The sequence below is a fragment of the Aeromonas sp. TECH754 genome (genome assembly GCF_056279295.1).
The window spans coordinates 510576-532028 of sequence record NZ_JBWBRA010000001.1 but is presented as its reverse complement, the minus strand read 5'-3'; the positions used below and the strand labels follow the sequence as shown (position 1 = coordinate 532028).

Annotated in this window: 15 protein-coding genes and 1 pseudogene; 8 read left to right on the top strand and 8 right to left on the bottom strand. The window is 62.7% G+C overall.

The genetic code is table 11. The features are described from left to right. Positions 1-177 precede the first annotated feature (177 nt). The 3 genes from pykF (at position 178) to ACZ9IL_RS02365 (ending at position 5808) form a co-directional block, all read left to right on the top strand. Positions 178-1590, top strand: a complete 1413-nt coding sequence (gene pykF, locus ACZ9IL_RS02375; RefSeq protein ID WP_476002049.1) for a pyruvate kinase PykF — start codon at positions 178-180, stop codon at positions 1588-1590. Positions 1591-1737: 147 nt separating this feature from the next. Further along, on the top strand, positions 1738-5058 hold the full coding sequence (mscK, locus tag ACZ9IL_RS02370; RefSeq protein ID WP_476002048.1) for a mechanosensitive channel MscK: 3321 nt from the start codon (positions 1738-1740) through the stop codon (positions 5056-5058). A 132-nt stretch (positions 5059-5190) separates the two neighbouring features. After that, on the top strand, positions 5191-5808 hold the full coding sequence (locus ACZ9IL_RS02365; protein WP_476002047.1) for a LysE family translocator: 618 nt from the start codon (positions 5191-5193) through the stop codon (positions 5806-5808). A gap of 113 nt (positions 5809-5921) precedes the next feature. Here the strand turns inward: ACZ9IL_RS02365 and ACZ9IL_RS02360 are convergent, their stop codons facing one another. The 4 genes from ACZ9IL_RS02360 to ACZ9IL_RS02345 form a co-directional block, all read right to left on the bottom strand. Beyond that, positions 5922-7529, bottom strand: a complete 1608-nt coding sequence (locus ACZ9IL_RS02360) for a glycoside hydrolase family 3 protein (RefSeq protein ID WP_476002046.1) — start codon at positions 7527-7529, stop codon at positions 5922-5924. A gap of 30 nt (positions 7530-7559) precedes the next feature. Continuing rightward, a complete protein-coding gene (locus tag ACZ9IL_RS02355) occupies positions 7560-8540 on the bottom strand; it encodes an ABC transporter permease (RefSeq protein ID WP_476002045.1) in 981 nt (326 codons plus the stop codon). Positions 8541-8851: 311 nt separating this feature from the next. After that, the gene (locus tag ACZ9IL_RS02350; protein WP_476002044.1) at positions 8852-10336 is read right to left on the bottom strand and encodes a sugar ABC transporter ATP-binding protein; all 1485 of its coding nucleotides are present in this window, start codon (positions 10334-10336) and stop codon (positions 8852-8854) included. Positions 10337-10387: 51 nt separating this feature from the next. Beyond that, on the bottom strand, positions 10388-11485 hold the full coding sequence (locus ACZ9IL_RS02345; protein ID WP_476002043.1) for a substrate-binding domain-containing protein: 1098 nt from the start codon (positions 11483-11485) through the stop codon (positions 10388-10390). A 246-nt stretch (positions 11486-11731) separates the two neighbouring features. On the opposite strand from ACZ9IL_RS02345, the gene ACZ9IL_RS02340 reads away from it, so the two are divergent. Beyond that, on the top strand, positions 11732-12499 hold the full coding sequence (locus tag ACZ9IL_RS02340) for a helix-turn-helix transcriptional regulator (protein ID WP_476002042.1): 768 nt from the start codon (positions 11732-11734) through the stop codon (positions 12497-12499). A 32-nt stretch (positions 12500-12531) separates the two neighbouring features. Next, positions 12532-13554, top strand: a complete 1023-nt coding sequence (gene pgl, locus ACZ9IL_RS02335) for a 6-phosphogluconolactonase (protein WP_476002041.1) — start codon at positions 12532-12534, stop codon at positions 13552-13554. Positions 13555-13647: 93 nt separating this feature from the next. Here pgl and ACZ9IL_RS02330 read toward each other — a convergent pair whose 3' ends face one another. From ACZ9IL_RS02330 to ACZ9IL_RS02320, 3 genes are all read right to left on the bottom strand, one after another. After that, a complete protein-coding gene (locus ACZ9IL_RS02330) occupies positions 13648-14223 on the bottom strand; it encodes a lipid-binding SYLF domain-containing protein (RefSeq protein WP_476002040.1) in 576 nt (191 codons plus the stop codon). Positions 14224-14323: 100 nt separating this feature from the next. Then, positions 14324-15061: a dienelactone hydrolase family protein gene (locus ACZ9IL_RS02325; RefSeq protein ID WP_476002039.1), complete on the bottom strand. Its 738-nt coding sequence runs from the start codon at positions 15059-15061 to the stop codon at positions 14324-14326. A 161-nt stretch (positions 15062-15222) separates the two neighbouring features. Beyond that, positions 15223-16461, bottom strand: coding sequence for a uracil-xanthine permease family protein (locus ACZ9IL_RS02320; protein WP_476002038.1), 1239 nt, complete (start codon positions 16459-16461; stop codon positions 15223-15225). Positions 16462-16769: 308 nt separating this feature from the next. Between ACZ9IL_RS02320 and ACZ9IL_RS02315 the strand changes: the two genes are divergently transcribed. Next, positions 16770-17930 carry a hypothetical protein gene (locus ACZ9IL_RS02315; RefSeq protein WP_476002037.1) on the top strand — a complete coding sequence of 387 codons (1161 nt, stop codon included), beginning with the start codon at positions 16770-16772 and terminating at the stop codon, positions 17928-17930. A gap of 86 nt (positions 17931-18016) precedes the next feature. Here ACZ9IL_RS02315 and ACZ9IL_RS02310 read toward each other — a convergent pair whose 3' ends face one another. Next, complete coding sequence (locus tag ACZ9IL_RS02310) at positions 18017-19723, bottom strand: NAD-dependent malic enzyme (RefSeq protein ID WP_476002036.1); 1707 nt, start codon at positions 19721-19723, stop codon at positions 18017-18019. A gap of 274 nt (positions 19724-19997) precedes the next feature. Here ACZ9IL_RS02310 and mobA point away from each other — a divergent pair, with 274 nt between their 5' ends. Both mobA and mobB read left to right on the top strand, forming a co-directional pair. Beyond that, entirely contained in the window at positions 19998-20642 is a 645-nt protein-coding gene (mobA, locus tag ACZ9IL_RS02305; protein ID WP_476002035.1) for a molybdenum cofactor guanylyltransferase MobA, read from the top strand. Beyond that, positions 20639-21149: pseudogene (mobB, locus tag ACZ9IL_RS02300) on the top strand (molybdopterin-guanine dinucleotide biosynthesis protein B); the annotation flags it as partial. The gene mobA and the pseudogene mobB, both read left to right, overlap by 4 nt. Positions 21150-21453: the final 304 nt, after the last annotated feature.

The window sequence follows — 21453 nt, the reverse complement described above, 5'->3', positions numbered from 1 at the left end:
CAAATGGGCTGAGATCTGGGAAACCAATTATTTTAGCCCCTAAAATCAACAGTGAGCGAAAACGTTATCTTGTAAATTGAGGCGGTTTTAGCTCAAAACGTTGTTTCTGGATCATAAAAAGTATCCAAAAACTGGTGTATATTGCTCGGCGGAAACTCCTTAACCATGAAGACTCCCATGAAAAAGACCAAAATCGTCTGCACCATCGGTCCCAAGACCGAATCCAAAGAAATGCTGACCAAGATGCTGGATGCCGGCATGAACGTCATGCGTCTGAACTTCTCCCACGGTGATTACGCCGAGCACGGCACCCGTATCAGCAACCTGCGTGAAGTCATGGCCGAAACCGGCACCCGCGCAGCCATTCTGCTGGATACCAAGGGTCCGGAAATCCGTACCATGAAGCTGGAAGGTGGCAACGATGTCTCTCTGGTCGCCGGCCAGACCTTCACCTTCACCACCGACCAGACCGTGGTTGGCAACAAAAATACCGTCGCCGTGACCTACGCCGGCTTCGCCAGCGATCTGCGCGTCGGCAACCGCATCCTGGTCGATGACGGCCTGATCGGTCTGGACGTCATCGAAATCACCGAACGTGAAGTCATCTGCAAGGTGCTGAACAACGGTGATCTGGGCGAGAACAAGGGTGTCAACCTGCCGGGCGTCTCCATCAAGCTGCCGGCCCTGGCCGAGAAAGACAAGCGTGACCTCATCTTCGGTTGCGAGCAAGGCGTTGATTTCGTTGCTGCTTCCTTCATCCGCAAGAAAGAAGACGTACTGGAAATCCGTGAGCACCTGAAAACCAACGGTGGCGAAGCCATCCAGATCATCTCCAAGATCGAAAACCAGGAAGGCCTGGACAACTTCGACGACATCCTGGCGGTGTCCGACGGCATCATGGTTGCCCGTGGCGACATGGGTGTGGAAATCCCGGTTGAAGAAGTGATCTTCGCCCAGAAGATGATCATCACCAAGTGCAACAAGGCACGTAAAGTGGTCATCACCGCCACTCAGATGCTGGATTCCATGATCAAGAACCCGCGTCCGACCCGCGCCGAAGCTGGCGACGTGGCGAACGCCGTGCTGGATGGCACCGATGCCGTCATGCTGTCCGGTGAGTCCGCCAAGGGTAAATACCCGCTGGAAGCCGTGACCATCATGGCCACCATCTGCGAGCGTACCGACGCCGTGATGCCGTCCAACCTGTCTGCTGCCAACGACAGCAACAAGCTGCGCATCACCGAAGCCGTCTGTAAAGGCGCGGTAGAGACCTCCGAGAAGCTGGATGCCCCGCTGATCGTGGTTGCCACCGAAGGCGGCAAGTCTGCCAAGGCCATTCGCAAGTACTTCCCGAAAGCCTGGATCCTGGCCGTGACCACCAACCAGAAGACGGCTGCCCAGCTGGTGCTGACCAAGGGTGTAGTGGCTCACGTGGTTGACAGCATCGCCTCCACCGACGATTTCTATCGCATCGGTAAAGAAGCGGCGCTGGCCAGCGGCATGGGTCTGAAGGGTGATGTCGTGGTCATGGTTTCCGGTGCCCTGGTACCGAGCGGCACGACCAACACCGCCTCCGTTCACGTACTGTAATTAGTCCTGAACCGATGAAACGGCGCCTTCGGGCGCCGTTTTTTTTATCCGCCCCCCTGCTTCGTTTTTAAAGCCGGTGTTAGAATCCACGCGAATTCCCCCCCAGTGGGAAACCTCCCGAATTTCGCGTAATAACCCGGACGTTTTATGCCCTCAATACAGTTCAGAAGAGCCTCGGCCACCCTGCTGCCGCTGCTCTGTTTACTCATCAGCCTCTGCGCCCCCCAGGCCATGGCACAAGACGTACCGCAACGGGCCACCGTGCAGCGGGCCCTCGATGCGCTCGGCAAATCAGATACCCTCACCGTCAGCCAGCAGGCCGATCAGAAGCTGCTGACCGACACCCTGAGCCTGCTCGACAACATCGAGAAGGAGCAGGCCAAGTCCAAGGCCCAGACCCAGCGGCTACGCACCCTGCCCGCCGAGATGAAAGAGATCGGCGCCAAGCTCGACAACCTGACCCAGGGCAAGAGCCCGGAGCAACTCAAGAGTGAATACGCCAGCATGAGCCTGGCGGAGCTCGACAGCCGCCAGACCGAGATCATGGCCAATCTACAGGAGGCCCAGGAGGCGCTCGGCACCATCGGCAGCCAGATCACCAACCTGCAGACCCTGCCGGAGCGGGCCCAGGCCAACATGAGCCGCGCCTACCAGCGCAGTCAGGAGATCCGCACCCGTCTGAATTCCGGTGACAGCATCAGCAGCGCCGAGAAGATGAAGCTGGGCACCGAGCTGGCGCTGCTGGACTTGCAGCTGGCCAACCTGCAAAAGGAGCTGGATAACCGCACCAGCATGCAGGATCTGGTGGTCAAGCAGCGCGACTACCAGAGCGCACGGCTGGCCAATGAAGAGCAAAAACTGCTGGCGCTGCAGGAGCAGAGCAGCGCCAAGCGCCTCGGCGACACCGAGAGAACCGCCGAGCAGACCGGCGAGCTGGTGGCCTCCGAGGACAACCCGCTGGTACAGAAAGAGCAGGAGATCAACCACCAGCTCAGCCAGCAGTTGATCACCGCCACCACCAGCCTCAACTCGCTGGCTCAAAAAAATCTGCAGGCCAAGAGCTGGCTGGAGCGCGGCACCCAGACCGAGCGCAACCTCAATGAACAGGTGCAGATGCTCAAGGGCAACCTGCTGCTGTCGCGTATCCTCTATCAGCTCTATCAACAGCTGGAAGCCGCACCCTCCGTGCTGGTGAAGAATCTGGAGGAGCAGATAGCCGACCTGCACCTTGCCCAGTTCGAACTGAGCCAGCAGCGGGATCTGCTGTTCCAGAAGACCCAGTATCTGGACAACCTCATCGCCAGCAGCAACGAGCCGATCAGCGAAGAAGACAAGGCGAACCTCACCCGTCTCATCGAGACCCGTATCAGCCTGCTCGATCAGCTCAACCGCCAACTCGACAGCCAGCTGACCAACGCCATCAGCCTGCAGCTGACCCAGCAGCAGCTGACCCGGGTCTACGCCTCCATCGAATTCACCCTGCAACAACACATCTTCTGGGTGAGCAGCAACAAACCCATCGATGGCAAGTGGCTCATCACCTGGCCCGCCCAGGCCTACAAACAGGCCTCCGAGCTGGTGCTCAAACCGGATTGGAGCGGCTGGGGCGAGATGTTGCTGCCGGTCTCCCTGCTCGCCTTGCCACTCTTGCTGGTCGGCGGCCTGCTGCTGTGGAAACGGCCAACCATCCTCGATCGCCAGCAACGGATCGCCAAGGATCTCGGCCGCTTCCGCCATGACAGCCAGTGGCACACCCCACGCGCCCTGCTCTACACCGTGCTGCAACGGCTACCCGGCACCCTGTTCATCCTGGCCGCCGGGCTCTGGCTCACCTATTGCGGTCTGCTGAGCCCGAAACTCATCTTCCAGATCACCCTGAACCTGGCGCTCGGCTATCTGGTGTTCAGCGTCTACCTGTCGGTGATGCGCCCGGGCGGCATGGGTGAGAGTCACTTCCGCATTTCCAGAACCGAGTTGCAAGCCAAGCGCACCAGCATGCGCTACCTTTGGTTGCCGCTTTTACCACTGATTATGCTGTCTACCAAGGCTGTGGTAGAGCCTTCGTCTCTTGGCAACGACGTGATCGGCCAGGCCCTGACCCTGGCGCTGCTGGGACTTACCGCCTATCTGGTGCTGCCCATCTCCCGCGCCCGCATCAAGGGCGAAGCCAGCATGCTGCAGACCCTGACGGCGGTGGCACTGGCCCTGGCGCCGGTGGCGCTCATGGTGCTGGCGGCGCTCGGCTACTACTACACGGCCCTGAAGCTGACCGGCCGATTGATCGAATCCTTCTACCTCATCATCATCTGGAGCCTGATCTATCGCACCGCCCTGCGCGGCCTGGAGTTGGCGGCCCGTCGCCTGGCCTATCGCCGCGCCGTCGCCAAGCGTGAACACAAGTCCCTGGAGGATGCGGAAGGGGGTGAGGCCATCGAGGAGCCGGTCACGGATCTGGAAGAAGTCAGCCAGCAGTCCCTGCGTCTGACCCGCACCATGCTGCTGCTGGTGTTCGGGGTCGCCTTCTACTGGCTCTGGTCCGATCTGGTCGCGGTCTTCTCCTACCTCGACAGCATGGTGCTGTGGCACAAGAGCGAGGGTACCGGCGCCAATGCCGTGCTCTATCCGGTCAGCCTGAGCGACGTGCTGACCGCGGTCTTCATGCTGGGGGCCGCCTGGTCTCTTGCCCGCAACCTGCCCGGTCTGCTGGAGGTGCTGGTGCTCTCTAGGCTGCGTCTCGCCCAGGGCACCGCCTACGCCATCACCACCATGCTCAACTACGTGCTGATCGGGGTCGGTACCCTCACCGCGCTCTCCCTGATGGGCATGCAGTGGGACAAGTTGCAGTGGCTCGCCGCGGGTCTCACGGTCGGTATCGGCTTCGGCCTGCAGGAGATAGTGGGCAACTTCGTCTCCGGCATCATCATCCTGTTCGAGCGACCGGTCCGGATCGGCGACACCGTCACCATCGGCACCTTCTCCGGCACCGTCTCCAAGATCCGCATCCGCGCCACCACCATCACCGACTTCGACCGCAAGGAGGTGATCATCCCGAACAAGGCGCTGATGACGGAGCGGCTGATCAACTGGTCCCTGACCGACACCGTCACCCGCGTCATCGTGCGGGTCGGGGTGGCTTACGGTTCGGATCTGGAGCTGACCCGTACCCTGCTCAAGCAAGCGGCGGACGACAACAGCCGGGTACTGAAGGATCCGGCTCCCATCGTCTACTTCCTCACCTTCGGCGCCAGCACCCTGGATCACGAGCTGCGTTTCTTCGTGAGCGAGCTCGGTGATCGCAACCCGGCCGTGGACGAGCTGAACCGCAAGATTGATCAGCTGTTTCGCGAGCACGGCATCGACATCGCATTCAATCAGATGGACGTCCATATCAAGAACAAGCAAGGGGATGAGCAGAAGGTGGAATCTCGCCAATCCCTGCCCCCCCAGAGCGGTGGCAAGCCGGCCTGACCCAGGCTCCTTTCGTATCAAACAGGCCCCGTCATGGGGCCTGTTTTTTTATGAACGCGGCAGATGCCTTGAAAGCGGGCCAGGCCCCCCAATATAGATGGGACAATGGAATGTCATTACCTGAGGACTGCAATGGACTATCTCTACGCCGTGGTGCTGTTCGCCATCTCGTCATCGGTCACCCCGGGCCCCAACAACATCATGGTGATGAGCGCCGGCGCCAACTTCGGGGTCAGGCGCAGTCTGCCGCTGCTGGCCGGTATCTGCGTCGGCTTCACCATCATGCTGTTGCTGGTGGGTCTGGGCTTCGGCCAGCTCTTTACGCTCTTCCCCGACTTGCACCTCCTCATCAAGTGCGTCGGTACCCTCTATCTGCTCTACCTGGCCTGGCTGATCGCCCGCTCGACCGATGAGGTCGCCGGCGCAACACAGGCGACACCGCTCGGCTTCCTCAAGGGCGCCCTGTTCCAGTGGGTCAATGCCAAGGCCTGGGTGGTTGCCACCGGCGCCATCGCCGCCTTCACCAGCGCCGGAGTCGGCTTCTACCAGCAAAACCTGACCATAGCCCTGACCTTCTTCATCGTCTCCTTCCCCTGCGTCGGCGCCTGGCTGCTGTTTGGCACCCTGCTCAAGCGCTGGCTGACGAGCCCCCGTGCCCGTCGCGTCTTCAACCACGCCATGGGGGCGCTGCTGGCCCTGTCGGTACTGCCCGTGGTCCACGAGCTCTGGGGACAACTGGTCTCCCAATAAAACAGGCCCCTCACGGGGCCTGTTCATTATGTTGGTCTCAATCACCTTCTCAGCTACAGGAGCCGATGAGCTTCCAGGGATCCCGCCATCCCCAGATGGCGGGAGAAACCGGTTCAACTGACCAGGCTCACCGCCCGGCCCTGTCGTGTCTCGAGGCGGCCCAGCAACACCTCGGCGGCGGCGCGGGCACTCTCCGGCCTGGCCGAATGGCTGCACAGGTAGTAACGCACCTCTGGGTAGCCGAGCAGATCGTAGGGACTGCGCAGCGCCACCACGATCAGCCTGTCCACCTCGGAGCTGAGCCGGCGCACCAGCGCCTGGGCCTCCTGCTGATCGAAGTCCTCCCCGGGCAGAGGGTGGTTTTCGGTCACCAGCACCAGCCAGCCCTCTCCCAGACGGTCGAGTTCGCCTGGCCCCACCTCTCGCACCCGCCGCTGGCCCTGGCCGAGGGCCGCGATAAAGTGGTCGTAGGCGGGCTCGCGCTGATTGGGGCCTATGCCGCGGGCATTGGTGAGGTTGTGGTAGCTGGCCGTCGGGGTGGCATTGAGCACATAGAGCGGTGCCTCGTCGAGCGCCGGCACCTGGCGCAGCCAGGTCAGCGCCGCACCGGCGCACTCCCTGGCCACCCGCTGGTGCGCCGGCATGTCAACCTGCTGATAAAGCGCCATGGGCACCAGCCTGGCGAGCTTGAAGGCGACGATGCGGGCCAGGGCGGCATCGATCAGTGCCTCGTCCAGATCCCCCGCCGCCACCGCGGCCATGATGCCGTGGATCATGGCGAGCTGTTTGTCGAGGTAGCCGTCGCTGTGGTCGTAGTGCTCCTCGGAGAGCATGATCATGTTGACGCCGGCCTTGAGCGCCAGCACCGCCGCCGTGGGCGGCGAATAGTGATGGACGATGGCACCCATGTTCATGCTGTCGGAGATAATGAGCCCCTCGAAGCCCATCTCGGTGCGCAGCAGATCCTGCAAGATGACGGGTGACAGGGTGGCCGGGCGCTCGGCATCGATCTGCGGGTAGAGAATGTGGCTGGTCATGATGAGCTCCACACCCGCGTCGATGGCGGCCTGGAAGGGCAGCAGATCCTGCTTGCGCAGCTCGGCGAGGGACTTGTCGACCCTGGGGATCTCGCGGTGGCTGTCACCCTGGGTGTCGCCGTGCCCCGGAAAATGCTTGCCGCTGCCGCAGATGCCGCCGCCATGCAGGCCACGCACCGCCGCCGCCGCGTGCAGCGCCACCCTGGTGGGCCTGTCACCGAAGGCGCGGCTGTCGATGATGGGGGATCTCGGGTTGAAGTTGACGTCGCAGCAGGGCCCCAAAATGCAGTTGAAGCCGGCAAAGCGCATCTCCTCGGCCATCACGCTGTACATGCGCTCCGTCTGTTGGCCCTGCTCCGCCACACCGAGGGCCAGGTTGCCGGGCCCGGTAGTGGACTCGCCCACCAGCACCCCCCAGGCTCCCTCCTGATCCACCCCGAGCAGGAGCGGCAACCGCCCCTGTCCGGCACCTATGTCCGTCAGCGCCCGGGTCAGCCGCTGGGCCTCCTCGAAGGTGTCGCTGTTGTCCTGGCTGAGGTAACAGCCTCCCAGGTTGTACTCGGTGATCAGGGGGCGGATGGTCTCGGCCGACTTGCCGGGAAAGGCCAGGATGAACAGCTGACCCACCTTCTCCTTGAGGCTCCAACGGGCGATGATGTTCGCCACCTCGGCATCTATCTGCATGGTCTCTTCCTTGGTTGTCTGAGGGTGAACTTATTGTTTGCGCAGCTGTTTGAGCTGCCCCATGGTGAAGGTGACGGCCACGATGACGATGATACCGCGCAGGATCAGCTGCTGATCCACGTTCAACCCCATCAGGATCAGGCCGTTGTTGACCATACCCATGATGAGCGCGCCTATGACGGACCCGACCACAGTGCCCTTGCCACCAAACAGGTTGGTCCCCCCAATGATGACGGCGGCGATCACCAGCATGAGATCATTCTCCCCCAGGGTGTAGCGGGCACTCTGCAGCCGTCCCGAGTAGAGGATGCCCGCGAGGGCGGCGAGGAAGCCGTTGAGCATCAGCACATTGAGCTTGATGCGATTGATGTTGATGCCCGAATACATGGCGGAGATCTTGTTGCCGCCGGTGGCCAGCACCTGCTTGCCGAAGCGGGTGTTGCGCAGCACCATGGCCCCCACCACGGTCACCAAAATGGTCCAGACGAAGAGCACCGAGATGGGGCCGATGTCGCCGGAGCCGAAGATGAAGACGTAGAGATCGTTGTCGATGGGGATGGACTGCAACGAGGTGGACCAGCGCGCTATGCCGGTGATGATCCCCGTGGTGCCGAGTGTCACCAGGAAGGAGGGTATGCCGACCTGGGTCACGAACAGGCCGTTGATGGCCCCGATCATTGTGCCGACCAGCAGCGCCGCCGATATGGCCAGCAATATGCTGTCCGTCTCTTGCAGCGTCAGGGCCGCGACGATGGCGCAAAGGGCCACCGTCGCCCCGAACGAGAGATCGATCTCGGCGGCGCTCAGGACGAAGGTCATGCCCACCGCCATGATGGCGATGGTGGCGGTTTGGCGCGCTATGTTCATCAGGTTGACCGAGCTCAGAAAGCCCTTGTCATGCAGCACCACCGAGAAGAACACGAAGATGCCGACAAACACCAGATAGATGATGTAGTCGCGCCAGTTGATGCGGCCGCTCTTGGGCGCCGCCGGTAGGGTTAAATCTTTCATCCTTGATCCCTCGCTTGTCATTGAACCGCCGCCAGCAGCGTCTCTTCGCTCATTCGCCGTCCTTCCAGGCAGGCGACCATATGCCCCTTGTTCACCACATGGGACTCCTCGCTTGTCATTGCACCGCCGCCAGCAGCGTCTCTTCGCTTATCGACCGTCCTTCCAGACAGGCGACCATATGCCCCTTGTTCACCACATGGGACTCTTCGTTTGTCATTGAACCGCCGCCAGCAGCGTCTCTTCGCTCATTCGCCGTCCTTCCAGACAGGCGACCATATGCCCCTTGTTCACCACATGGGACTCCTCGCTTGTCATTGCACCGCCGCCAGCAGCGTCTCTTCGCTCATGCGCCGTCCTTCCAGACAAGCCACGATGCGGCCCTTGTTTACCACGTAGATGAGGTCACAGAAGCTGGCGACCTCGGCATATTCACTCGACACGAAGAGGGCGCCGTTGCCGGCGGCGACATAGCCGTCCACTATCTTCATGATTTCGTACTTGGCATGGATATCGATGCCGAAGGTGGGGTCATCCAGCAGCAATACCCTGGCCTCGGTGGAGAGGCACTTGCCGATCACCACCTTCTGCTGATTGCCCCCGGACAGGAAGCGCACCGACTGCTCGGGTCCGCTGGTCTTGACCCCCAACCGTTTGATCTGATCGCGCACCATGGCATCCCCCTTCGGCTTGTCCAGCCCCAGCCCCTGGGTGAGGCGGTCATAGGCCGCCATCAGCATGTTGTCCGCCACCGAGAAGTCGAGCACCAAGCCCTGACTGCGGCGCTCCTCCGGCACCATGTTGATGCCAAGGGCGATGGCCTCCCTGGGGGAGCGGATCCGCACCGGCTCACCCTGGATGCGGATCTCGCCGCGTCGCACGGGAGCCAGACCGTAGATGGCTTCCAGGATCTCGGTGCGCCCGCTGCCGAGCAGCCCCGCCAACCCCACTACCTGGCCCGGCAGCACCCGCAGCGACACCTCGTGCAGTTGTTCGTTGGAGACCTCAAGCAGCTCCAGCAACGGCACGGTTCCCGGTGGCGAGGCCGGACGTGACCAGCTCAGGGAGGTATCCCCCTTGCTGCCCAGCATGGCCTCCACCAGCGCCTCGACGCTGGTGCCGGTGGTCGGGGTGGCGAGCACGGTGTGGCCGTCACGCAGCACGGTCACCGCATCACAGACCCGCATGATGTCGCTGAGATAGTGACTGATGTAGATGATGGACATCCCCTGCCCCTTGAGGGTGGCGATCACCTTGAACAGCTCGTTGATCTCGCCGCTGGACAGCGACGCAGTCGGCTCGTCCAGCACCAGGATGCGGGCGTTCTGGGCCAGGGCCTTGGCTATCTCGACGAACTGTTGCTGGCCGACGCTGAGTTTCCCCACCTCGCAGGCCGGATCCAGCTCGACCCCGAGCATGGCCAGCAGGGGCCGGGCCCGGCGTATCCGCTCCCGGTTGGAGATGAGGGCCCCCTCCTCACCGCCACCGGCCAGGAAGAGGTTGTCGGCCACCGACAGGGTTGGTACCAGGCTGAGATCCTGATAGACCATGGCGATCCCCTCGGCCTGCGCCTCCCTCGGGGTGCTGAAGTGGCAAGGCTTGCCAAACAGCAGCACCTCGCCCCCGTCCCGACCGTGAAAGCCATTGAGCAGCTTGACCAGGGTGGACTTGCCAGCCCCGTTCTGGCCGACGATGGCGTGTACCTCCCCCCGTTTGAGGCGAAACGACACATCCTTGAGCACGGGGATGCCGTCAAACCCCTTCCTGATACCGCTCGCCTCGATTGCGTACTGATCCATGTCCTACTCCTTGCATGAGAAACCCCGCGTAAGAGAGCCGTCACTGTCCGTTTATTGACTGAGGGGCTGATCCAGCGCCTTGATCACGGCCGCCGGCGGCTCCCGGCGCAGCGCCTGCTGCCAGGCATCGGCCAGATTGGCGCGGGTGACCGCATCGGCGGAGACGGTGACGAAGGGAGGCGTCGATTCGCCCAGCTTGGCCAGCACGCCCATGGTGGCCAGGGTCTGGCCGAGATCGTAGGGCAGGTCCGTCACTATGCCAGCCACGTTGCGCCCCTTGGCCATGTCCAGCGCGTTGGCGGCCCCGAGATCCATGGTGATCACCTTGATATCCTTGCGCCCGGCGGCGCGGGTGGCGGCGACCACCCCCTCGGCGATGGAGTCCCAGGGAGCGTAGATGGCCTGAATGTCCGGGTGCTGGGTGATGAGGGCCGAGGCGACCACCTCACCGTCGTTGGCATTGGCGATCCCCTGTTTGGCCAGGATCTGGATGCCGGGATGATGCTTGGCCAGGTTGGTCAGCACCGCCTGATCCCGCTGGTTGGTGACGTAGTAGTTCGCCTCGTGGTAGATGAAGCCGATCTTGCCCCGCTCGCCCACCGTCTTGGCCAGCATGTCGGCGGCCAGGCCGCCCATCTCGAACAGATCGTCGGTGACGATGCCGGCATAGTCCTTGCCGTGCTGGAAACCGGTCGGCAGGTTGCTGATCAGCACCAGCTTGCTGCCCTGCTGAACCGCGGGACGGAAGGCGGCGGCCCCGGAGACGGGATCCACCACCAGAGTGATGAGGATGTCGGGGGCCATGGCCATCACGGTTTCCACATCGGTCTTCTGCTTGTTGGCATTGAACTCGGCATCGGTCACCGCCACTACCTTGACGTTCAACTCCTGAAACTTCTCCTTGGCTCCCTTGATGAGGGCACTCGACCAATCCGAGGTGGTGTGCATCAGAATGGCGGCGGTGTACTCCTTCGCCTTCGCCTGGGCCTGCTGCTCGATACTGAGTGTTATCTGGGTATAGGGGGTGGGGGGCTCACCGTTCGGTCCCAGCGTCGTCGCGGCCTCCTGCGCGGTGGCTGGGCCGGCAAGCAGCATGGCACCCGCCAGCCCTGCAGCTAAAAAGTGTTGAGGTAAGGTCTTTGCCAGCATGGTATTCTCCCTATATCCATTGAGTGGTCGATAGGTATTATCTAGGTGTTTTATAGCCTTTAATGCGACGACGCTCACCAAATGTCTCGATCATTTCGTGACGCCAATCACATGTGTGTTTGTTTTTTGTTAATGAATGGGTGTTCTGGCGGAGATACCTAGGTGTTTATTGTCCCTGGCAACGGGACAAAAGGCGTCGATGGGGCTCTCGCATGCAACACCGCAGGAAGCGGAACCGGATGGGCAATGAGTAACAAGCTGACCTCCCTCGCCGAGCAGGGACTCTGTCATCGTTTGCTGGCGCGCAACGATCTCTATTTCATCGCCTTCGATGAGCAGGAGCAGGTGGTCGCCTCCAGCTACCCGGTCGATACCTTGGTCCTCAATCGGCTGGATGACCTGGTATTCCTGGTCGGCCCGGATTATCTGAAGGCCATTCGCCAGCGCATCCGTGGCCACCTGCCTCCCCTGCACTTCGAGATCCTCAACCTCGCCTTCGAGCTGTTCGCTCATGAAGATCCGGCGCAACCGCTCATCTGGTGCCTGCAGATAAAACCGAGTGACAACCTGCAGGAGAGCGCCATCGAGCAGGATCACCGGCTCATCAACGAGCTCAGCCACTCCCTGGCGGCCCTCAGCGACAGCGCGACACCTGAGATGGAGGCCCAGCGCCTGCAACTGATCGGCCGCCATCTGCCGGAGGTGGAGCAGAAGCTGCAACAGATCCAGGATCCGGCCCTGAAGATGTGTCTGGAGCTGATCCGCGCCAGCATGGAGAACAGCCTGCAGAGCCTGGCGGGAGACGGCAACCAGCGCCTGTTGGCGGTGTTGACCCCCTCCGAGATGCAGGTAGCCGAGTTCATTCGCAGCGGCATGTCCAGCCAGGAGATCGCCAGCGCCCTCAACGTGGCAAAGAAGACGGTGGAGAATCACCGCAACAGTGTGCGCATCAAGCTGGGGCTGGCCAATCGCGGGGTCAATCTGCGCAACTACCTGCTCAGCCTGGAAAAATAATCTGTATGCCCCCTCATTCTCAGGAGCCTGTTATGCAGCAAGTGGTTTATGTCGCCAACCCGGTGAGCGGGTTGATCCATGTCTTTCAGCTGACGGAAGCCGGGTTGGTCCCGCTGCAGCAGGTGCAGACCGGCGGTGAGGTGCAGCCTCTGGTCATCAGCCCGGACCGGCGCTGGCTCTATGCCGGCGTGCGGCCCGATTTCGCGGTGCAGAGCTACCCCATAGCGGCGGATGGCCGACTCGGGACGCCGGTGTCGGCACCGCTGCTCGGCAGCGCCTCCCACACCTGCACCGATGAGTCGGGTCGGCTGTTCTTCGCCGCCTCCTACGCCTTCGACCATGTCAGCGTCTCGCCCATGGACGAGGCGGGCCGGGTGCAGGCACCGCACCAGCGTATCGACGGCCTGATGGCTGCCCATTCGGTGACCCTGCTGACGACGGTACAGGGCGAGCAGGAGCTGTTGGTGGCCTGCCTCAAGGACGATGCCATCCGCCGCTTCGCGCTGAACGAGCAAAGCCAGCTGGTGCCCCACCCCCTGGGGGACATTCACACCGCCGCTGGCGCCGGGCCCCGCCATCTGGCGCTGCACCCGAGCAACGGCGATCTCTACTGCCTCAACGAGCTCGACTGCACCCTCAACCGCTATCACAGGGAGACGGATGGCCGTATTCAGGAACGCCAGAGCCTGGAGATGCTGCCCGCAGGCTATGAGGGGCAACGCTGGGGGGCGGACCTTCACCTCACCCCGAACGGCCGTTACCTCTATACCTGTGAGCGGGCCAGCAGCCTGCTGACCCTGTTTGAGGTCGATGAGCGAGACGGCGCCCTGACTCCCCTCGCCCATTTCCCGACCGAGCCCTGTCCCCGCGGCTTTGCCATCGACCACAGCGGCCACTCTCTGGTGGTCACAGGGCAGGAGTCTCAGGATATTGCACTGCACCGCATAGACCCCGAGACGGGGCATCTGGCGCTGTTGTCCCGCCAGCCGGTGGGCAGAGGGGCCATGTGGGTGAGAGTGCTGGCGCTGGCAGAAGAAACCGCGGCTGGCCACTGACAGTGGCGCAGGAAAGGCAGTAAAAAAACAAGCGGCGCTCAAAGGCGCCGCTTGTGACTGAGGCTGAGACCGGGATGATCCGAGCCGGTGGCGCTACTTGCCGTTGAGCGCATCATCCGGCCAATACTTGTAACCCTGCATGGTGGCCTGCACCGCCACCCCCTGTTCGGTGAGCTGGTACATCTTCACCTTCTGGAAATCTGCGTTGGCCGCCTCGCTGACCACCACCTTGCCATCCTCGGCGGATTTCGCCGCCACGTCGGCCTGGGCGCTGGCATCAAAGCCGGTGGTGATGAAGCGATCCAGGGCGGCGGCATCGTTGAAGATGATCACCGCCTGGAATTTCTTGATCCCCATGCCCACTCCGAACCCGGCGGTGGCCATCTTCATGTAGGTATCGCGGCCGGTCCTGTTGTCCCTCAGCACCCCGTAGCCGCTCCCCGCACTGAGCAACAACAGGTTGTTGTTCACATTGCTAAAGACGGCATAGCCCCTGGATCGGGTCACTTCCCGCTTGATGTCCGGCGCCTTTCCATACAGGGTCGACAGCGTTTGCTGGCGCATCTGCACTATGGTATTGCGCTGCTGGGCCGGGGTATCGCCTTTGGCAGCGCAGCCGATCAGCAGCAGCACGACCAGGATCTGGCCCCATAACCGCATCTGACGCATATCATGACTCCTTGCTCTATCAATCTGTGCGATGTCGGCCCCTCACGGGACGGACCCCTTCACCAGATGAGTATATGCCCGAGCCCCACACCTGACGCCGTTAGCCCTTGGTCACCTCCCCGAGAAACTCGGTGAAGCGCCGCCAGGATTTGGCATCGGCGTCGGCGCGGTAATTTTCGGAGCCAAAGACGCTGAACGCGTGAGGGGCACCGCTGTAGCTGACGGCTTCATGCTTGATGCCGGCGCTCTCCAGCTCGGCGATCAGCGCCGCAAATTGACCGAGAGACACCGCCTGATCCGCGCTGCCATGCTGAATAAGCAGGCTCGCCCTGGTCTGCTTGTAATCCTGCCCGGCCGGGGTCTCCAGCCCACCGTGCACGCTCACCACCCCCTTCAGATCGGCGCCGCTGCGGGCCAGCTCCAACACGGCCGCCCCCCCGAAGCAGTAACCGAGTGCTACCGCATTGTCGAGCCGCCCACCGAGCTTGCCGGCCTCGGCCAGGGCTCCTGTGAGCAACTGGCGCATCCTTGGTCTGTCCTGATAGAGGGCCCCGGTCAGCTTCTTCTTCTCTTCCATGGCGGTCGGCCTGACCCCCGCACCGAACAAGTCCACCGCGAACACGCTGTAGCCGAGCGCCACCAGCATCTCGGCGCGCTTTATTTCGTAGCCGTTCAACCCATCCCAGTCATGCACCAGCAGCACCAGCGGCGCCTGCTTGCCGGCCGCCAGGTAGTAACCCTCGAATGGCTGGCCTTCGATCTCGTAGCGCACCGCGCCGGCCTGAGCCGCGCCGCCCCATATCAGCCCGAGCAGGGCCAGGATCCATGCCTTCTTCATCTCGTTTTCCCTCACCTGTGAATGACGCTCCTGATTGTAGCCGCCAGAGGCCGGGGCGCCGTTCCGGGCTCCTCACCGCCCTCTCTCTACGCTTGACCCATAAGCAAGAGGCCACCCTGGGGTGGCCTCTTGGCGAACACAGATGAAGGATGGGCAGCGCCTTAATCCTTGGCTGCATCCATGACGCCAGTCTCGGAGTGAGCAGGCAGGATCAGGTTCAGCAGGATGGCGGCCACCGAGGCCAGACCCACGCCAGCCAGGGCGAAGTCACCGATCTTCATCTCCAGCGCGCCAACCCCCACAGTCAGGGTCACGGCCACGATGGCGATGTTGCGGGACAGCCCCAGATCCACCTTGGACTCCACCAGGGTCTTGAGGCCGATGGCGGCGATGGATCCGAACAGCAGCAGCATGATACCGCCCATCACCGGCATCGGGATGGAGGTGAGCAGCGCATTGAACTTGCCAAAGAAGGCCAGAATGACGGCAAACACCGCGGCCCAGGTCATGGTGACCGGGTTGAAGTTACGGGTGATCATCACGGCGCCGGTCACTTCGGCGTAGGTGGTGACGGGCGGTCCGCCGATGAAACCGGCGAAGCAGACGCCGATGCCATCACCGGCCAGGGTGCGGTGCAGACCCGGGTTCTTGGTGTAGTCCTGACCGGTCACACCACCGATGGCGAGCACGCCGCCGATGTGTTCGATACAGGGGGCGATGGCCACCGGCAGCATGAACAGGGCGGCGGCCCAGTTGATCTCCGGGGTCTCGAAGTGGGGCAGCGCCAACCAGGGAGCGTTGACCATGCCATCGAAGCTCACCTGACCCATCAGCACGGCAGAGACATAACCGGCAATCACGCCACACAGGATGGGAATGAGCTTGATCCAGCCCTTGCAGAACACGGCGGCGATCAGGGTCACCGCCAGCGAAATCCCCGCCAGGGTCAGGGCGGTGCCAGCAGGCACAACCTGCTCACCGCCGGCGCGGCCCATGGCCATGTTGCAGGCGACCTGGGCGACCGACAGCCCGATCACCATGATCACCGGGCCAATCACCACCGGCGGCAGCAGCTTGTGCACGAAGCCCATGCCGCGCACGCGGATGATGGCCGCCAGGATGAAATACATGAAGCCGGCGGCGAACAGACCGAACATGGTGGACGGCAGCCCCCAGGTCTGGGTGGCGTAGATGATGGGGGCGATGAAGGCGAAGCTGGAGCCGAGGAAGATCGGCACCTGACGACGGGTGCAGAGCTGGAACAGCAGGGTGCCTACACCGGCGCCAAGCAGGGCCATGGAGGGGTTCAGTCCGGTGAGCAGGGGCACCAGAACCATGGCACCGAAGGCGACAAACAGTATTTGCAGCCCGGCGACACTTTGCTTGACCAAGGAAAACATGGGTGTCCTTAATTTTTTGATAACTGACAGGGATAATTGACACTTTTCAGTCATCATCACAGGTTTTCAAGGTATGAAATGAGCCGATGGGCTTCATACGTTACCTTTTACTGCTTGGGGAGGGCATGAAACTGGCTTTTTAGGCGGGATTCGTTGCGACAAGCATCGAGTATGCGATTTTACGCACTTTCATAGCAGACGCAAAACGTTTTTCCACTGAGTTTATTTTGTCAATGACCATTCAGGGGTCTGAACGAGGGAGCGCTCTATACTTGAACACGTCAATCAAGCCGGACAAGGAGTCCCCCATGTCACTACCTCACTTCAAACCCAGCCAGCGCAAACTGCTGGTGGGATCAGCGATTGCACTCGCCCTGTTTGCCAGCCCTTTCAGTTATGACTTCGCCCACCACGAGTGGCAACTGAACCAGGCACAGGCCAAATCCTGCTTCATCGCCGGCACCCGCATCCTGATGGCCGACGGGAGTGAACGCCCCATCGACAGTCTGCAGGCGGGAGAGCTCGTGCAAGACCAGTACGGCCAGGTCAACCGGATCCTGGCGGTCGAGCGGGTCATGCTCGGCGAGCGGCGACTCTACGGCCTCAACAACCTGCCGCCCTTCTTCACGGCGGAGCACCCCTTCCTGACCTCCCGTGGCTGGGCAGCTATCTCCCCGGCCATGACTCGTGCCGAGCAGCCTGCCCTGGCCGCGCTGCCACTGTTTACCGGCATGCGCATCCTGTGCGGGCCGACGGCGGGCGCGATCACCGGCAATCTGGCGCTGGCTCCCCAGCCGGACGAGCTGCTGGTCGAATCGCTCTACTCCATCGCATCTCCTCCCACCACGGCGCTGTTTAATCTGATCCTAGATGGTAGCCACAGCTATATCGCCAACTCGCTGATCGTTCACAACAAAGGGGGTGACGACAGCGGCGGTGGCGGTGGAAGCAACAGCGGCGGTGGAAGCAACAGCGGTGGTGGAAGCAACAGCGGAAGCAGCCATGGCGGTGATGACAATGGCAACGGCGAGCACGCCGGTGGCGATCACCATGCCGGTGGAGAGCAACACGCCGGTGGCGATCACCATGCCGGCGGAGAGCATCACGCCGGTGGCCGGGTAGACGACAACGGGGTGGACGCCGTCGATGCCAACGGCAACAAGCTCAGGGGTGATGGCACCGTCGACGACAACGGCGTGGATGCCGTCGATGCCAATGGCAACAAGCTCAGGGGCGATGGCACCGTCGACGACAACGGCGTAGACGCCGTCGATGCCAACGGCAACAAGCTCAGGGGCGACGGCACCGTCGACGACAACGGCGTGGATGCCGTCGATGCCAACGGCAACAAGCTCAGGGGCGATGGCACCATCGACGACAACGGCGTGGATGCCGTCGATGCCAACGGCAACAAGCTCAGGGGCGACGGCACCGTCGACGACAGCCTGCTGCTGCCCAAGAAACAGTGATAGGCGCGAGTGGCCGACAGGCGACTCAGGACCGACAAAAAAAGAGGGTGGCTCAAGCCACCCTCGTCGTATTCGCCGGTGAGTCGTCAGACCCTGCGATAGGGCAGATAGAGCGGCTCCCACATGTGGCTCAGGATGTGTTGCTGCAGATCCTGGCCGATGAGCGGATGAGAAGGATCCCTTCGCACTATGTCTTTGAGCACCGCCGTCGCCACGTGCACCGAGATGTTGCGCAGCTCGCTGATGCGCGGGTAGACAGTGCCACGAGCCAGATCCGCCTCGCTCACGCACTCCGCCAGGGCGAAAGCCGCCGTGGTGAAGATGTCGGGACTGATCTCGCGCAACTGGCTGACGATGGCGGCCAGGCCCACGCCGGGGAAGATGAAGACGTTGTTGCCCTGACCGATGCGGTGATCCTGCCCCTCGAAGTGCACGTCCTTGAACGGGCTGCCGGTGGCGACGATGGCGCGCCCCTGGCTCCAGCGGTAGATGTCTTCCGGCAGCGCCTCGCAGTTGGCGGTCGGGTTGGAGAGTGGGAACACCATGGGGCTGTCGCAATGCTCCAGCATCAGCCGGATATGCTGCTCCTGGAAGGCGCCCCCCACCCCGCTGGTGCCGAGCAGCACGGTGATGGGCACATGGCGCAACACCTCTATCAGGCAAGCTTTCTGCACGCCCCACTGGGCCAGCAGCAGCCCCGGTTTGGCGTAGCGACGCTTGTACTCGTCGAGCCCCTCCCGGTTGTCACACACCAGTCCCTGGGTGTCCATGATGTAGATGCGATCCCGCGCCGCCTGCGGATCCAGCCCCTCGCGGATAAGCCCGCCGCAGATCTGATCCGCCACCCCGACCCCGCCTGCGCCGGCACCATAGACCAGATAGTTCTGCTGGCCCAGGGTTTCTCCCTTGGACTTGACCGCCCCGAGGATCCCCGCCAGCACCACGGCGCCCGTACCCTGAATGTCGTCGTTGAACGACGGCAGGGACTGCTGGTAGCGCGACAGGTTGTTGAAGGCGTTGGACTTGCTGAAGTCTTCCCACTGCAGCACCGCATTGGGGAAGTGGCGCCTGACGCCGGCCACGAACTTGTCGATGAAGTCGTCATACTCCTTGCCGCGAATGCGTCTATGGGGCTGACCCAGGTACATGGGGTCGTCCAGCAATGTCTGGTTATCGGTGCCCACGTCCAGTGCGATGGGCAGGCAGCAGGCAGGGTGGATGCCGGCCGCCAGGGTGTAGAGGGAAAGCTTGCCGATGGGGATCCCCATGCCGCCCACCCCCTGATCGCCGATACCGAGGATGCCCTGGCTGTCGGTCACGACTATGATGCGCACCGACTTGGCATCCATGTGCCGCGCCAGGGATCCCATGTCATCGACGTTCTTCTGGGTGATGTAGAGGCCGCGCGCCTTCTGGTAGCGGTGGCTGAACTCCTGGCACGCCTTGCCCACGGTCGGGGTGTAGATGATGGGGGTCATCTCCTCCACGTGGCGCGACAGCAGGGCGTAGAACAGGGTCTCGTTGCGATCCTGCAGTGCCCGCAGGTTCTGATACTTCTCGATATCGCTGCAGGCACTCAGGAAGCCCTGATAGACCCGCTCCAGCTGGGCCTCGAAGGTCTGTACCTGGGGCGGCAAGAGGCCGCCCAGCTCGAAGTCGGTGCGCTCCTGTTCGGTGAAGGCGGTGCCCTTGTTGAGGTTGCGATCGTTGAGGAGATCGGTGCCAGTCAGTGCGACGGGGCGAAAATCCTCTCCCTGCGCGTCTTTCCACAACAGATATTGTCCGGTAGCCATAGTCATTCTCTTTGATTTACATGAAGTTGCCATTAGGCAGGAGAGCAAGACTCAGATTGGCTCTGATCATATGACGTTTAGGGATTCTGTTTTGTGAGCTCAGGCATACCCTGCGGCCAAAGCCCGTCTCCCTGCTTGCCGTGGGGCAGACAGCGGGTTGCTCCGGCGCCACTCTTGGCGCAAGATCGGCAGATTGTCGGCGCAGCCACGCTTCTCACCCTCCTGTCTCGATGGATGAGAACCCTGCCCTCCCCCTTGACCCTGATGGAGTACCATGAGCATCCGCGATCCCCAGCCCCCCGCTTTTCCCGTCTGTGCCGTGATCCTGGCCGGTGGCCGCGCCACCCGCATGGGGGGCGATGACAAGGGTTGGGTCACCTTGGCGGGCAGGCCGCTTATCGAGCACGTGCTAGAGCGGCTGCGACCCCAGGTGGACGAGGTGCGGATCAACGCCAACCGCAGTGAGGCGCGCTACCGCGAGCTCGCCCCCGTGATCGGCGACGACAACGCCGACTTCCTCGGACCGCTCGCCGGCATGCAGGCGGGGCTTGCCGCCGCCCGCCACCCTTGGGTGCTGTTCGTGCCCTGTGATGGGCCCTGTTTGCCGCCGGATCTGATGGCCCGCTTTCGCGCCGCCCTGGCCGCGCAGCCGACGGCCGAGCTGGTGGTGGCCCATGACGGCACCCATCTGCAACCCGTGGTCGCCCTGTTGCACCAGTCCCTGCTCCCCTCGCTGCAACAGGCGCTGGCGGAAGGGGAGCGTAAAGCCGCCGCCTGGTTTGCCCGCCACCGGATGGCGGTGGTGAGCTTTGCCGACCAGCCGGACGCCTTCATCAACCTCAACAGCCCGAGCGAGCTGGCGGAGTATGAGGCGCGTCTGCTCGGCGCCTCCTCGCCCCGCCAAGGGGTTGTCTCATGAAGGGCCCCACTCTGCCCCTGCTCGGCTTCGTCGCCTGGAGCGGCACCGGCAAGACCACCCTGCTGGAGAAACTCATTCCCCTGCTGAACCAGCGCGGCCTGCTGCTCGGCGTGCTCAAACACACCCACCACCAGTTCGACATCGATCAGCCGGGCAAGGACAGCCATCGCCTGCGCAAGGCCGGTGCCGGTCAGGTAATGGCAGCCTCCAGCCTGCGCCACGCGCGCATCGTCGAGACCCCGGACGGCGAGACACCCTTTGCCGATCTGCTGGCCGGCTTCGACTGGGAGCGGCTCGATCTGCTGCTGATCGAGGGCTTCAAGCACGAGCACTTCCCCAAGATAGAGCTGCATCGCGGCGCCATCGGCCGGCCCCTGCTGTTCCCGGACGATCCGGACGTGATGGCCCTGGTGAGCGACAGCCCCCAGGCCACTGTTCTGCCCCAGTTCGGCTTCGACGAGCTGGACGCCATCGCCGACTTTATCTGCCACTGGCTGGCCGAGCGCAACACCGCACCTGATGATCTTCTATCCCAGCCCGCCGATCTGAAGGCACGCCAGCCCCTGCGGCTGATGGCCCGCATCCTTGTCGACATACCGATGGCAATAGCGGCGGGTACGGGCCAGGAGGGAGCAATGCAGATGCAGCCCGGCCACCTCGAGCAGGATGCCAACGGCAGCTTGCGGGTGCGCCCGGCCCATGCTCTGATCCCCAGCGCCCAGCCGTGCGCCAACTGCCTGATTGAACTGCCGACCAACGGGCGACCCATAGTCCAGGGCGAGCGAGTCTGGATCCGCCTGCTGCCGGACTG